Consider the following 14,113-nt stretch of genomic DNA (forward strand, 5'->3'; position numbering starts at 1 on the left):
CGCCCCGGTCGGAGCGCGTGCGCTCCTACTGCTGCTGCGCCAGGCGCTTGTTGAACTCGCCCTCGACCTGCTTGGCCGCCTCGACCGGGGACTTGCCCTTCAGGACGGCGGTCAGGTACGTCTTGATCGGGTTGGGGTCGTTCTCCACCGCGGCCCACTCCGGGATCAGCGGGGTGGTGCCGCCGACGGCGGCGGCCGGCGCGGCGGCCTCGGCGGGGGCGTTGCCCTTGAGGTTGCCCTGCAGCGACTCCTTGTTGGGGATGACGCCGTTGAGCTTGGCGAGCTGCCCCTCGAACTTGTCGGACAGGGCGATCTTCAGGAACTCCTTGGCGAGGTCCTGCTTCTCGCTGCCCGCGGCGACGGCGAGGTTGGAGCCGCCCAGGAAGACGCCCTCGGGCTTGTCGGCGGTCTCACCGGGGATGGTGAAGTAGCCGATCTCCTTCTCGATCTCCGGGTTGGCCTTGACGGCGATGCCGGCTTCCCAGCCCATGCCGATGAAGGCGCCGACGTTGCCCTTGGCGAAGACCTCGCCCTGCTGCGGGGTGGCCTCGTCCTTGTCCTTGGGCGCCTTCGACAGGGCCTGGAACTTCTTGTAGGTCTCCGCGGCGGCGACGACCTTCGGGTCGTCGAGGTTGGAGACGTACGTGTCGCCGCTCTTCTTGACCAGTTCGCCGCCCTCGCCGATCACCAGGCCGACGAAGTGGTACCAGTTCTGGCCCGGCAGGTAGATCGGCTCGGCGTCGGTCTTGTCACCGATGGTCTTGAGCGCGTCGTAGAACTCGTCGCGGGTCTTGGGGGTGTCCTTGAGGCCGGCGTCCGCCCAGACCTTCTTGTTGTAGAGGACGACGCGGTTGGCGAAGTACCACGGCGCCGCGTACTGCTTGCCGTCGTAGATCGAGGAGGCGTTGAGGGACTCGGTCCAGTCGGCGCCGATCTCGGCCTTGAGGTCGCCGAGGTCGGCGAGGCCGCCGGTCTTGGCGTAGGCCGGGGTGTGGGTGTTGCCGATCTCGAAGACGTCCGGCGGGTTCTCCTCGGACAGCGCGGTGGTCAGCTTCTGCTGGATGCCGTTCCACTGCTGGACCTCGAACTTGGCCTTCGCCCCGGTCTTCTTCTCGAACTCGGCGGCGAGGTCCTTCTGCCACTGGTCCGGCGAGGAGCCGTCCATCACCCACACGGTGAGCGTCCGGTCGCCCTCGCCGGCCTCGCCGCCCTTGTCGCCTCCGCACGCGGCGACGGAGAACATCATGCCCGCGACCCCGATCGCGGCTATCAGCTTGCGCTTCACGCGCCACCCCTCCTCAGGAACTGCCGTGCACACCCGCACCCACACCCTCGGCGGTGACCCTCGTGAACGGCGCGACGGCTAGACGGGCCGAGACCCGGCTTCCCCTAAATGGTTTAGACCAGCAAGGGGAGCTTGGCCTAGACCTATGGCCCTGTCAAGGGTCGTGCCCGTCCTCGCCGATAACGACTCCGACACCGTCCGGGAGCGTCCAACTCCCCGTAAAACCGCACGCGTCGACCCTTGGACTAGACCAAAAGGGGACCTGCGGTTATAACGGGTTCGCCGAGCGTGCGGCGCCGGGTCCGGCGGTCCGCCGACGGGCACCGCGGCCGGCCCCTGCCGTCCGCGCGCCGGACACCGCAGCCGGAAGGCAGGTCATGAGCACGGACGTCAGCAGCGCCCAGGCCCGGTCGGGAGCGCCCGGCCGCACCGGCCGTACCGGCCGCGTCCCGAAGTACTACGACGTCAAGCAGCGCGTCCTGCGGATGACCGAGGCGCGTCCGCCGGGCTCGCCGATGCCGGCCGAGCGCCTCCTGGCCGTCGAGTTCCGCACCTCGCGCACCACCGTCCGCAAGGCCCTGCAGGAACTCGTCAGCGAGGGCCGCCTGGACCGCATCCAGGGCAAGGGCACCTTCGTCGCGCGCCCGAAGGTGTACCGGACGCTCCAACTCACCTCGTACACCGAGGACATGCGGGCCCAGGGCCTCGATCCCGCCTCCCGGGTCCTGGACATCGGGTACATCGCCGCCGACGAGGAGCTGGCGGCCCTGCTCGAGGTGGAGCCGCGCGACCGGGTGCTGCGCATCGAGCGGCTGCGGCTGGCCGACGGCGAGCCCATGGCCATCGAGACGACCCACCTGTCCGCCCGCCGCTTCCCCGGACTGCGCCGCAACCTGGCCCGCCGCGCCTCGCTCTACACGACGCTCGCCGAGGTGTACGGCGTCCGCCCGGCGGAGGCCGACGAGACCATCGAGACCTCCCCGGCCACCCCCCGGGAGGCCGGGCTGCTGGCCACCGACGTGGGCCTGCCGATGCTGCTGCTGTCCCGCCACTCCCGGGACGGGACGGGCACGCCGGTCGAGTGGGTCCGCTCGGTGTACCGCGGCTCGCGCTACCGGTTCACGGCGGTCCTGACCCGCCCGGACCCCTGACGGGGCGGGGCGCGTCCCGCGAACGGCGGTGTCCCCCGGGGAAGTTCCCCGGGGGACACCGCTCGTCGTGCCGCCGGCGGCTCAGGCGCCGGCGGCGGTCTCCTGGCCGAGGACGGCGTGCAGGCGCCGCGTGTGGTCCACGGCGCGTTCCGGGCCGGTCAGGGTGACCGTCGCCGTCAGGCGCGGGTCGGTGCTGGACGCGGCGAGCCGCAGCTCCAGCTCGCCCGGCTCGACGACGCGGCGGCCGTCGCGGCCGGTGAAGGAGGCGAGGTCGGCCGGGACCGTGGCACGCACCCGGCGCGCCTCGCCGGGGGCCAGCGGCACCCGGGTGTAGCCGATGAGGCGCTGCACCGGCTGGACGACCGAGGCGACCGGGTCGTGCAGGTAGAGCTGGACGACCTCGGTGCCGTGCCGTTCGCCGGTGTTGCGGACGGTGAACGCCAGCGAGAACTCGCCGTCGGTGGCCGCCTCCCGCGCGTCCACCACGAGGTCGCTCCAGGCGAACGTGGTGTACGTGAGGCCGTGGCCGAAGCCGAAGGCGGGCGTCGGGTCGACGTTGGACACCTCGCTGGCGTGCGTGAGCCGCGCGCCGAGGTAGGTGGCCGGCTGGGTGCCCGTCCCGCGCGGCACGCTCACCGGCAGCCGGCCCGACGGGCCGGTCCGCCCGCTGAGCACCCCGGCGAGGGCGGCGGTGCCCTCGACGCCGGGGAAGAAGGACTGCACGATCGCGGCGGACTCCTCCACGGCGCGGCCGAGGGCGTAGGGCCGGCCCGCGAGCAGGACCGTCACCACCGGTGTGCCCGCGTCGAGCAGCGCGTCGAGGAGCTGCTGCTGGGCGCCGGGCAGGGCCAGCGACTCGACGTCGCAGCCCTCGCCGCTGGTGCCGCGGCCGAACAGCCCGGCGCGGTCGCCCAGGACGGCGACGACGACGTCGGCGTCCCGGGCCGCCCGGACGGCCTCGGGGATGCCGGTGGCGTCGCCGTCGTCGACGCCCGTGCCGCGCGCCACCGTGAACTCGGTGTCGGGGAACTCGGCGGCCAGGGTGTCGCGCAGGGTGGGCAGGTCGACGCCGACCGGGGTCCCGGGGTGCTGGACGCCGACGTGCATCGGGAAGGAGTAGCAGCCCAGGACGGCCGTGGGCTCGTCGGCGTTGGGGCCGACCAGGGCGACGCGGCGCGGCCGGTGCAGCGGCAGGGTGCCGTCGTTGCTCAGCAGCACGACCGCCTCCTCGGCGACCGCGCGGGCCAGTGCCCGGTTCTCCGGGCCGTCCAGGTCGATCCGGCCGCGCAGGGCGTCCGGGTCGTCCAGGTCGGCGCCCTCCAGCGCGGGCGGCACGGGGTTCCAGTCCGCGTCGAGCAGCCCGAGCTCCGCCTTCTGGGTGAGCACCCGGCGCAGGGCGCGGTCGATCAGCGCCTCCGGTACCCGGCCGTCGGCGACGGCCTCCGCCAGGGGCGCGCCGAACGTCTTGACGGTGGGCAGCTCGACGTCGACGCCCGCCCGCAGCGCGGTGCCGGCGGCGTCGGCCCAGTCGGCGGCGACGCCGTGCAGGATCTTGAGGAAGGCGATGCCGAAGTAGTCGGCGACGACGGTGCCGTCGAAGCCCCAGGTGTCGCGCAGCAGCCCGGTCAGCAGGTCCTCGTCGGCCGCGGCGGGCACGCCGTCGGTGTCGGTGTAGGAGTGCATCACGGACCGGGCGCCGCCCTCGCGGACGGCCATCTCGAAGGGCGGCAGCAGGACGTCGGCGCGTTCGCGCGGCCCCATGGGAGAGGGGGCGAGGTTGCGTCCGGCCCGGGAGGCCGAGTAGCCGGCGAAGTGCTTGAGGGTGGCGACGATCCCGGCGTCCTGGAGACCGCGCACATAGGCCGTGCCGATGGTGCCGACGAGGTACGGGTCCTCGCCGATGGTCTCCTCGACGCGGCCCCAGCGGGCGTCGCGCACCACGTCCAGGACGGGCGCGAGGCCCTGGTGGACGCCGACGGACCGCAGGTCGCGGCCGATGGCGCCGGCCATGCGGTGGACCAGGTCCGGGTCGAAGGTGGCGCCCCAGGACAGCGGGACGGGGTAGGCGGTGGCGCCCCAGGTGGCGAAGCCGGCCAGGCACTCCTCGTGGGCGACGGCGGGGATGCCGAAGCGGTTCGCCGAGGCGATGCGGGTCTGGGTGCGCAGCAGCGAGAGCGCGCCGAGCGCCGGGTCGACGGGGGCGGTGCCGAAGGGGCGGGTGAGCTGGCCCAGCCCGGCGGGCAGGAGGGCGTCGAGGTCGACGGCCTCCTCCATGTCGTGCTGGTGGGGGGCCACTTCACCGCCCTCGTCGGACGCGCCGACCCACACGCCGTACAGCTGGGCGATCTTCTCCTGGAGGGTCATCGCCTCGATGAGCGCGGACACCCGGGCGGTGACGGAGCGGTCGGGGTCGTTCCAGAGGGGGACTTCGGGGGTGGTCTCAACGGCCACGTTGGCGGTCACTTTCCTCCGACGCCCATCAGGCCCTGGACCAGGGCGCGACGGGCGAACAGATAGATGAGCAGGACGGGCACCATGGACAGCACCACGGCTCCCAGCAGACCGGGGATGTCGATGCCGTGTTCGGTCTGGAAGTTGTACAGACCCAGGGTGACCACCTTGGTGGAGTCGGACTGGGTCAGGACGAGCGGGAACAGGAAGCCGTTCCACGCCTGCAGGGCGGAGAACACGACGATCGTGGACAGTCCGCCCCGGGACAGCGGCAGCACGAGCTGGAAGAACATGCGCCGCGGGGAGGCGCCGTCCATGGCCATGGCCTCGTACAGCTCCGGGGAGATGTCGCGCATCGCGCCGCTGAGGATCAGCGCCGACATCGGCAGGCAGAACGCGGCCGTGGGCAGGATGACGCCGAGCAGGTTGTCGTACAGCCCGGCCTCGCTGATCAGGTAGAACATCGGCACGATCACGGCCTGGGCCGGGATGGCGAGGCCGAGCAGGAACAGCCGGAAGATCGCCGACGTGGCCCGGCCGCGGCTGCGCACGATCGCGTAGGCGAGCGGCGGGACCAGCAGCAACACGATGCCGATCACGCAGGCGGTGACGACGAGCGTGTTGAGGAAGTACAGGCCGAAGCCCGAGTCGAAGGCGCCGGTGTAGTTGTCCAGCGTGAAGCTGTCCGGGATCGAGACCGGGCCGTTCTCGGCGTAGTCCTGGCGGGTGCGCAGGGTCGCGGCGAGCATCACGTACAGCGGCAGCCCGACCAGGAAGAGCCAGACGAGCGAGCCGGCGCCGGCCACGTAGTTCGGTCGGCGCCTCATGACACACCCTCCATGGAGCTGCGCATCTTGTCGTATCCGGAGACCTTCACGACGACCAGCGAGATGATCGTGGCCGCGACGACCAGGACCAGCGCGATCGCGGAGCCGGTGCCGTAGTCGAAGCTCTTGAAGGCCTTGTCGTACATGTAGTAGGCGCTGATGGTGGTGTCGGTGCCGGGGCCGCCCTGGGTCAGGATGAGGACCGTTTCGAACGTGGTCAGGCCGCCGACGATCATCAGGATCATCGAGGTGATCATCGCGTTGCGCAGCTGCGGCAGGGTGATGTGGAAGAACTGCCGGTAGCGGCCGGCGCCGTCGATCTCCGCGGCCTGGTAGAGCACCTGCGGGATCGCCCGGGCGGCGCCCTGGTAGATCAGGGTGTGGAACGGAGTGAACTGCCAGGTGCTGACGAACGCCAGCACCCCGATGGCGGTGGCCTGTTCACCGAACAGGTTGCCGTCGCCGAACAGCCAGGCGGCGTCGGCCGGGATGCCGAAGTTCGGGTCGAGCAGCGCCCTCCACAGCACGGAGACGGCCGTCGCGGACAGCAGCAGCGGAATGAAGTAGATGACGGACAGCACGGCCCGGTTGCGCTGGTGGCCGGCGGCCCAGACACCGAGCACGATGCTCAGCGGCGTCTGGAGGACCACGCCGAGCACGGTCAGCAGCAGGGTCAGCCAGATGCTCTTGACCATCACCGGGTCGTCCAGCAGGCGCGACCAGTTGTCCGTGCCGACGAACCGGGGTGAGCTGAGCCCGTCCCAGCTGGTGAAGGACAGCACCGCGACCATGATCAGCGGGGTGATCGCGAAGAGGGCGAAGAACACTGCGGCGGGCAGCGCCCAGACGAAGCCGGGGCGGCCCACCGTCGTTGCGGACGGGGCGGGCGGCCGCCGCCGGGACTCCTTCCGGAGTCCGGCGGCGGGCGGCGCGCTCGTGGTCTTTGTGGTCATGAGCCGTTCGTCACTCGGTGGGGAGGGCCTGCATGGCCTTGATGAAGCCGTCCGCGTCGAGCTGTCCGTTGAAGAACTGCTGGATGGCCTTGTGCATGTCCGAGCTGGCCTTCTGCGGGTACGCCTGGTCCCAGGACAGCTGGAACGACGGGGCGTCGGAGACCAGGTCGTACTGGAAGCGCGAGTACTCGGGGGTGGCCGAGGAGTCGATGAACTCGTCGGTGTTGGTCGTGGTCGGCAGGTTGCCGATGTCCAGCTGCGCCTTGACGAAGTCGTCGGAGTACATGAGTTCCAGGAACTCGGCGACGGCCTCGGGGTGCTTGGTCTTCTTCATCACCGAGTAGTAGTTGTTGGTGTTGCCTGCGACGTTGGCCGGATCGCCCTTGCCGCCCTCGACGGCCGGGAAGGCGGTGTAGCCGAGGTCCTTCTCGGCGAACTCCTTGGCGTCCGTCTGCTGCTGGGAGTAGTACCAGGAGCCCATCAGCTCGAAGCCGGCCTTGCCGGAGGCGAGCAGCGCGGGCGAGCCGCCGTTGGTGTACTTGACGGAGTCGTAGTTCTTGCCGAAGGCGCCGGCGTCGACGAGCTCCCTGATCATGCCCAGGGCCTTCTTGCTGTCCGGGCTCTCCCAGGCGCTCTTGTCGCCCTCGACGGCCTTCTTGAACAGCTCCGGGCCGGCTATGCGGTCGTAGAGGTACTGGAACCACATCTGCGTCGGCCAGATGTCGCCGCCGCCGAGCGCGATCGGCGTGACGCCCTTCGCCTTGAGCTTCCCGACCGCGTCGAGCAGTTCGTCCCAGGTCTTCGGCGGCTTGGCGCCCGCCTCGTCGAGGACCTTCTTGTTGTGGAAGAGCAGGACCGGCTGGGTGCCGCGCATCGGGATGCCGTACGGCTTGCCGTCGACGACCGCGTTGTTGAAGACGGACGGCAGGAACTTGTTCTCCAGGTCCGGGTTCTTCTTGATGAGGTCGTCCAGCGGCATCAGCAGGTCGGCCTTGACGAACGGCCTGATGCTGCCGCCGCCCCAGTTGAAGAAGACGTCCGGGGCCTGCGGGGTGCTGATGATGGTCTGGAGCTTCTTCTGGTAGTCGGCACCGGGGATGGTGTCGAGGACCACCTTGACGTCGGACGTCTTGTTGAACGTGTCGACGAGCTGCTTCTCGACCTTGTTGGTCGCGTCCCCGTAGACCAGGACATGGATCTTGCCGTCGTCCCCCGACGCCCCGCCGCTGCCGTCACCGCAGGCCGACAGGCTCAGGGCCAGGGCGAGCGTCGCACCGCAGGCGACCAGTCTGGGCAAGCGCGCACGTGTCTTCATCGTTCGCCTTTCGAAAGTTTCGACACCGTTGCCGAAAGTCCATGCTGTCGCACAGTAAAGGTCAGACGGGATTTCGGGTCAATGGTCGTGCGGCGCCTGATCCAAACCGTTATCGAGTGCATGGCCTATCCTGCTGACATGCACGATGAAGACGGGGCGGGCACGAGAGTGACGCTGGCCGAGGTGGCGAAAGAAGCGGGGGTCTCGCTACCGACAGTTTCGAAGGTCCTGAACGGCCGCTCCGACGTCTCCCGTGCCACCCGGACCAGGATCGAGCGGCTCCTGGCGTCCCACGGCTACCGCCGCCGGAACCCGGGCGCCCCGCACTCGCCCCTCGTCGAACTCGTCTTCCACGAACTGGACAGCGTCTGGGCGATGGAGATCGTCCGGGGCGTGGAGAGCGTCGCCAAGGAGAACCGGGCGACCGTGGTCCTCACCCGCGGCGGCACCCGGCACGCTCCCGCGCCCGACTGGATCGAGGGCGTGCTGCGGCGCAGGCCGCTGGGCGTCGTGCTGGTCTTCTCCTCGCTCCCCGAGGACGTGAAACGGCGGCTGCGGTCGCAGGGCGTCCCCTTCGTCATCATCGACCCGGCCGGGGACCCCGACCCCGGCGTGCCGTCCGTGGGCTCCGCCAACTGGGCCGGCGGCCTCGCGGCCACCCGCCACCTCACCGACCACGGGCACGAACGCGTCGCGATCATCACCGGGCCCGAGGACATGCTGTGCTCACTGGCCCGCCTGGACGGGTACCGCTCGGCCATGGCGATGGCGGGCCTGACGATCGATCCGAGCCTCGTCCGCTTCGGCGACTTCCAGGTGCAGGGCGGCTTCGAGCACGCCATGGACCTGCTGGAGGGCCCCGACCGGCCCACGGCGGTCTTCGCGGGCAGCGACCTCCAGGCCCTCGGCGTGCTGGAGGCGGCCCGGCTCAGGAACCTGAGGGTCCCCCAGGACCTCTCGGTGGTCGGCTACGACGACGTGCCGCTGGCCCAGTGGTCGAGCCCCCCGCTGACCACGGTCCACCAGCCGCTGCGCCGGATGGCCGAGGAGGCGACCCGCATGCTCCTGAGCCCGGACGGCCCCGGCACGGCCGACCGGCGCATCGAACTGGCGACCCACCTCGTGGTGCGGCAGAGCACCGCACCGTGCGGCGCGGTACCCGGCCCGCGGCCGGCGACCGGGTCCCGCACGGTTCCCGCCGACGTCCCGTGACGTCTCCCGCCGGCGTGCTCGGCGGCGGGGCGGCGGGGGCGCGTCAGGCCTGCGAGCCCGCCGGGTCCACGATCTGGTCGCGGGGCGGCATCCGCACCTCGACCTTCTCGCCGTAGTCGTCGAAGGTCACGCTGCTGGCCTCGGGCCCTTCCGTGGTGGCCTTCAGGACGTAGGGTTCCCCCTCGGTGGCGACGTGCAGGCTGATCCGGGCGCCGTCCTGCTGCTTCTCCAGGGTCAGGGCGTCCTCGTCGTTCACCTCGGTGGTCTCCCCGCGCTTCATGCCCCGGCGCTCGGTCTTGTCCTGATCCATGGAGGCCAGGAACCGCTTCTTGTCGCAGAAGGCCGCGTCCGGGCTGTCCGCGGGGGCGGAGACCCACTTGCCGGCCAGCTCGTCGGCGAGCCGCTCGCCCTGCTTGTCGTCGCCGCCGCGCGCCCGCGCCGAGTTGGTCCAGAAGGTGCGGTCGCCCTTGATCAGGACCTCGCCGCCCTTGTCGCGCAGCAGCTCGGCCCGGGCGCCGTCCCCGCTGATGGTGCCGGTGCAGTTGCCCTGGTCGTCCACCCGTATGTCGAGCTCGATCCTGCCCGCCCCCTCGGCCCGCGCGGTCCCCTTCATGCGGACGGAGGACGCCTCGTCGGTCGCGGCCACGGCCTTGGCCGCGATGTCGTCCGCCTTCTGCCCCGGGAAAGCCTCCTCGGAGGAGTCGTCCCCGCATCCGGAGACGAGCAGCGCCCCCGAGCAGAGCGCGCCGAGCACCCACGTGGTCCGCGTCCTGGCCACCGCCATGTCTCCCGCTCCTTCCGGCCGGTCCTCGCACCGGCCCCGTCTCGCCCTACGGCGTCCGCACATTGCGGACGCAAGGTCTCAAGTACCCCCAAGTCCCGTAATCTCACGGCGACATGACGGTGAGTGAGTACCCTCCCGGACCGGGTCGAGCCGTCGGGTCCCGGCCACGCCGCCACGGGACGCCCGTGCGGGCGACGGACGCACGGCCGCGGGGACGCACGGCCGCGGGAGGGACGCGCGGCTCCGGACGGGCGCACGGCGAAGGCCCCGACGGCGGCGTCGGGGCCTTCGGTGCCGGTGGCTCACGTGAGCAGGTCGACGGAGAGCCTCTCCCGCAGTTCCGCGACCGTGGTGCCGTACGTCTCCAGGACCCGGACCCCGTCCGGGCCGGGGACGAAGACGCCGTGGTCGGTGTAGACCCGGTGGACGCAGGCGGCCCCGGTGAGCGGGTACGTGCACGCGGGGACGAGCTTGGGGTCGCCGTCCCGGGTGAACAGCTTCATCATCACCAGGACCCGCCGCGCCCCGACGGCGAGGTCCATCGCGCCGCCCACGGCGGGGATGGCGTCGGGGTCGCCGGTGTGCCAGTTGGCCAGGTCGCCGTGGTGCGAGACCTGGAACGCCCCGAGCACGCACACGTCCAGGTGGCCGCCGCGCATCATCGCGAAGGAGTCGGCGTGGTGGAAGTACGCCGCCCCGGGCAGCTCGGTGACCGGCACCTTCCCGGCGTTCGTGAGGTCGGGGTCCACCTCGTCGCCCACGGCGGCCGGGCCCATGCCGAGCATGCCGTTCTCGGTGTGCAGCACGATCCCCGCGTCCGGCGCCAGGTGCTCGGCGATCCGGGTCGGCTGCCCGATGCCGAGGTTGACGTAGGAACCGGACGGGATGTCGCGGGCGATGCGGGCCGCGAGCTCGTCGGTGCCGAGCGGGCCCCGGCCGGTGTGCTCCACGAGGGCGGTGTTCGTGTCCGTCATCAGCGGGCTCCTTGCACGGTGAGCCGTCGTGCCTCGGCCCGTACCAGGCGGTCGACGTAGATGCCCGGGGTGACGACCGTCTCCGGGTCGATCTCCCCGACCGGCACGATGTCGGTGACCTGGGCGACGACCGTGGTGGCCGCGGTGGCCATGACGGGGCCGAAGTTCCGGGCGGTCTTGCGGTAGACGAGGTTGCCCAGGGTGTCCGCGCGGTGCGCGGAGATCAGGGCCACGTCCCCCTTGATCGGGTGCTCCAGGACGTGGACGCGCCCGTCGATCTCCCGGGTCTCCTTGCCCTCCGCCAGCGGGGTGCCGACGCCGACGGGGCTGTAGAAGGCGCCGATGCCCGCCCCCGCGGCCCGCATCCGTTCGGCGAGGGTGCCCTGCGGCACCACCTCCAGCTCCACCCGGCCGGCCCGGTACAGGTCGTCGAAGACGTAGGAGTCGCTCTGCCGGGGGAAGGAGCAGATCACCTTGCGCACCCGGCCGGCCTTGAGCAGCGCGGCCAGGCCCACGTCGCCGTTGCCGGCGTTGTTGGACACCACGGTCAGGTCGGTGGCGCCCTGCCGGATGAGGGCGTCGACGAGGTCGAACGGCATGCCCGCCAGGCCGAAGCCGCCCACCAGGACCGTCGCGCCGTCCCGGACGCCCGCGACGGCCTCGTCGGCCGTCGCGGCGATCGTCGCCCTGCTCATCGGCCGCTCACCTCGCCGGTGACGTTCTCCAGGACCACGGCGAGGGCCTGGCCCACGCCGATGCAGACGGCCGCCACCCCCCAGCGCTCGCGCCGCTCGCGCAGCACCGCGGCCAGGGTGCCGAGGATCCGGCCGCCGGAGGCGCCCAGCGGGTGGCCGAGCGCGATGGCGCCGCCCCGGGTGTTGACGATCTCCGGGTCGACGTCCCAGGCGTCCACGCAGGCGAGCGACTGCACCGCGAACGCCTCGTTCAGCTCGACCGCGCCGACGTCGTTCCAGCCGATCCCGGCCCGGCGCAGCGCCTTCTCGGCGGCCTCCACCGGTGCGTAGCCGAACATCTGCGGCTCGACGGCGTGCACGCCGCGCCCGGCGACGCGGGCGAGGGGGGCGAGGCCGATCCGCTCGGCCGCCGCCCCGGTGCCCAGCAGCAGGGCCGACGCCCCGTCGCTCAGCGGGGAGGCGTTGCCGGCGGTGATCGTGCCGTCCGGGCGGAACGACGGCTTCAGGCCCGCCAGCTTCTCGGGGGAGGTGTCGGGGCGGATGCCCTCGTCCCGGGTGAGTCCCTCCACGGGCACGACCAGGTCGTCGTAGAAGCCCTCGTCCCAGGCCCGGGCCGCGAGGCGGTGGGAGCGCGCAGCGAAGGCGTCCTGCCGCTCCCGGGGGATGTCGGACTTCTCCCGGAGCAGCTCGTTGCCCTCCCCCAGCGAGACCGTCCACTCCTTCGGCATCGCGGGGTTGACCAGCCGCCAGCCGAGCGTCGTGGAGACGGCCGTGACGTCGCCGGCCGGGAAGGCCTTCGCCGGCTTGGGCAGGACCCAGGGCGCGCGGGTCATGGACTCCACGCCGCCGGCGACGACGACGTCCGCGTCGCCGGACTCCAGGGTGCGCGAGGCGATGATCGCCGCGTCCAGGCTGGAGCCGCACAGCCGGTTCACGGTGGTGGCGGGCACGCTCACCGGCAGTCCGGCCAGCAGCGCCGCCATCCGGCCGACGTTGCGGTTGTCCTCGCCGGCGCCGTTGGCGTTGCCCCACACCACGTCGCCGATCGCGGCGCGGTCCAGGTCCGGGGCCCGGTCCAGCAGTCCGGTCAGCGCGGTGGCCGCGAGGTCGTCGGGGCGCACCTGGGCCAGGGCCCCGTTGAACTTGCCGAAGGGGGTGCGGACCGCCGCGTACAGGTGGGCGTCGCTCACCGGGCCCCTCCCGTCAGGGCGGGGGCCTCCGGCTCCCCGACCCGGACCGAGGACAGCGGGACCGGCGTGAACATGGGCGGCTCCTCGTCCGGGGTCAGCGCGGTCGGGCCGTACAGCCAGTCGGTGAAGGAGTAGTCGTAGGTGTCGCGGGCGCGCAGCAGCACGTTGCGCTGCTCGCGGGCGAGACCGTCGAGGTGCCACAGCTCGCCCCACTTGCGGGACGTGGTCAGCACGCGGCGGCAGTGCTCCGGGCGGACGGCCTCGTAGGCGGCGAGCGCGGCGCCCCAGTCGACCGTGCCGTCCCCGGCGCGGTTGCGGGCGACGTGCTCGCCCAGCACCCAGCCGTCCTCGATGGCCATGATCGCGCCCTGTGCGATGTACTGCAGCGGCGGGTGCGCGGAGTCGCCGAGCAGAGCGATCCGGCCGTGGACCCAGTTCATGATCGGGTCGCGGTCGAACATCCGCCACCACTTGTCCCGCCACATGAACCGCAGGCCGTCCTGGACGAAGTCGCTGGTCCGGGCGAAGGCGGCGTCGAGCTCGTCCGGCGTGCCCCAGTCCTCCTTGCCGGCCAGCGCCTTGGGCGACTCGAAGACCGCGACCTGGTTGAGCAGCTCGCCGCCGCGCAGGCCGTAGTGGACGAAGTGGCAGGCGGGGCCGATGTGGACCACCACCTCGCTGAGGTCGACGGACTTCACCCGCGGCTGGTCGGCGGGGACGGTGCCGCGGTAGGCGACGTACGCCGAGGAGACGGGCTCGTCGTCGACGAACAGCTTGCGGGCGACGGAGTGCAGGCCGTCGGCCGCGATCACGACGCCGGCCTCGTGGGTCCCGCCGGAGGCGAGGGTCACGCGGGCGCCGCCGCCGGTGTTCTCGTAGGAGGTCACCTGGGCGTCGGTGATCAGCTCGACGCCGGCGCGTTCGCAGGCGCGCAGCAGCAGGCCGTGCAGGTCGCTGCGGTGGATGACCAGGTACGGGTAGCCGTAGCGCTTCTCCATGTCCCGCAGGTCGAGCCGGGTCAGCTCCTCGCCGTCGACGGCGTCGCGCATGACCATCGCGTCCGGGACGACGCCGAGGTCCTCGGCGTCGTCCAGGAGGCCGTAGTCGTCGAGGATGCGGGTGCAGTTGGGGGCGAGCTGGATGCCGGCGCCGACCTCGCCGAAGGCGGGGGCGCGCTCCAGCAGGCGGACGCTCAGGCCCTGGCGGGTCAGCGAGAACGCCGCGCCGAGGCCGCCGATGCCGCCGCCGACGACGATCACATCAGGGTGGGACATGA

Annotated in this window: 12 protein-coding genes; 2 read left to right on the forward strand and 10 right to left on the reverse strand. The window is 71.9% G+C overall.

Going from position 1 to position 14,113, the window contains the following annotated elements:
• Nucleotides 1–25 precede the first annotated feature (25 nt).
• Nucleotides 26–1,285: an extracellular solute-binding protein gene (locus ACZ56B_RS04430; protein WP_468786137.1), complete on the reverse strand. Its 1,260-nt coding sequence runs from the start codon at nucleotides 1,283–1,285 to the stop codon at nucleotides 26–28.
• A gap of 377 nt (nucleotides 1,286–1,662) precedes the next feature.
• Here ACZ56B_RS04430 and ACZ56B_RS04435 point away from each other — a divergent pair, with 377 nt between their 5' ends.
• A complete protein-coding gene (locus ACZ56B_RS04435) occupies nucleotides 1,663–2,436 on the forward strand; it encodes a GntR family transcriptional regulator (protein WP_468786139.1) in 774 nt (257 codons plus the stop codon).
• Nucleotides 2,437–2,517: 81 nt separating this feature from the next.
• Here the strand turns inward: ACZ56B_RS04435 and ACZ56B_RS04440 are convergent, their stop codons facing one another.
• Genes ACZ56B_RS04440 through ACZ56B_RS04455 form a run of 4 tightly spaced genes read right to left on the reverse strand, consistent with a single transcriptional unit; the run spans nucleotide 2,518 to nucleotide 7,982 of the window.
• Nucleotides 2,518–4,899, reverse strand: a complete 2,382-nt coding sequence (locus ACZ56B_RS04440) for a beta-xylosidase/alpha-l-arabinosidase (protein ID WP_468786141.1) — start codon at nucleotides 4,897–4,899, stop codon at nucleotides 2,518–2,520.
• Nucleotides 4,896–5,714 (reverse strand): carbohydrate ABC transporter permease, encoded by an 819-nt coding sequence (locus tag ACZ56B_RS04445; protein ID WP_468786143.1) that lies wholly within the window; start codon nucleotides 5,712–5,714, stop codon nucleotides 4,896–4,898. The genes ACZ56B_RS04440 and ACZ56B_RS04445 overlap by 4 nt, the downstream gene beginning before the upstream one ends.
• Nucleotides 5,711–6,667, reverse strand: coding sequence for a carbohydrate ABC transporter permease (locus ACZ56B_RS04450; protein ID WP_468786145.1), 957 nt, complete (start codon nucleotides 6,665–6,667; stop codon nucleotides 5,711–5,713). The genes ACZ56B_RS04445 and ACZ56B_RS04450 overlap by 4 nt, the downstream gene beginning before the upstream one ends.
• A gap of 10 nt (nucleotides 6,668–6,677) precedes the next feature.
• On the reverse strand, nucleotides 6,678–7,982 hold the full coding sequence (locus tag ACZ56B_RS04455; RefSeq protein ID WP_468786147.1) for an ABC transporter substrate-binding protein: 1,305 nt from the start codon (nucleotides 7,980–7,982) through the stop codon (nucleotides 6,678–6,680).
• Between the two features lie 138 nt (nucleotides 7,983–8,120).
• Between ACZ56B_RS04455 and ACZ56B_RS04460 the strand changes: the two genes are divergently transcribed.
• Nucleotides 8,121–9,194 (forward strand): LacI family DNA-binding transcriptional regulator, encoded by a 1,074-nt coding sequence (locus ACZ56B_RS04460; RefSeq protein WP_468786149.1) that lies wholly within the window; start codon nucleotides 8,121–8,123, stop codon nucleotides 9,192–9,194.
• 43 nt (nucleotides 9,195–9,237) lie between these two features.
• On the opposite strand, the gene ACZ56B_RS04465 is transcribed toward ACZ56B_RS04460, so the two are convergent.
• The 5 genes from ACZ56B_RS04465 to ACZ56B_RS04485 form a co-directional block, all read right to left on the reverse strand.
• On the reverse strand, nucleotides 9,238–9,978 hold the full coding sequence (locus ACZ56B_RS04465; protein WP_468786151.1) for a hypothetical protein: 741 nt from the start codon (nucleotides 9,976–9,978) through the stop codon (nucleotides 9,238–9,240).
• Between the two features lie 302 nt (nucleotides 9,979–10,280).
• The gene (locus tag ACZ56B_RS04470) at nucleotides 10,281–10,952 is read right to left on the reverse strand and encodes a 3-oxoacid CoA-transferase subunit B (RefSeq protein WP_468786153.1); all 672 of its coding nucleotides are present in this window, start codon (nucleotides 10,950–10,952) and stop codon (nucleotides 10,281–10,283) included.
• The gene (locus tag ACZ56B_RS04475) at nucleotides 10,952–11,647 is read right to left on the reverse strand and encodes a 3-oxoacid CoA-transferase subunit A (RefSeq protein ID WP_468786155.1); all 696 of its coding nucleotides are present in this window, start codon (nucleotides 11,645–11,647) and stop codon (nucleotides 10,952–10,954) included. The genes ACZ56B_RS04470 and ACZ56B_RS04475 overlap by 1 nt, the downstream gene beginning before the upstream one ends.
• The gene (locus ACZ56B_RS04480) at nucleotides 11,644–12,837 is read right to left on the reverse strand and encodes a thiolase family protein (protein WP_468786157.1); all 1,194 of its coding nucleotides are present in this window, start codon (nucleotides 12,835–12,837) and stop codon (nucleotides 11,644–11,646) included. The genes ACZ56B_RS04475 and ACZ56B_RS04480 overlap by 4 nt, the downstream gene beginning before the upstream one ends.
• Nucleotides 12,834–14,096 (reverse strand): FAD-dependent oxidoreductase, encoded by a 1,263-nt coding sequence (locus ACZ56B_RS04485; protein ID WP_468786346.1) that lies wholly within the window; start codon nucleotides 14,094–14,096, stop codon nucleotides 12,834–12,836. The genes ACZ56B_RS04480 and ACZ56B_RS04485 overlap by 4 nt, the downstream gene beginning before the upstream one ends.
• Between the last annotated feature and the right edge of the window lie 17 nt (nucleotides 14,097–14,113).

Source organism: Streptomyces sp. NPDC034670 (assembly GCF_055574875.1).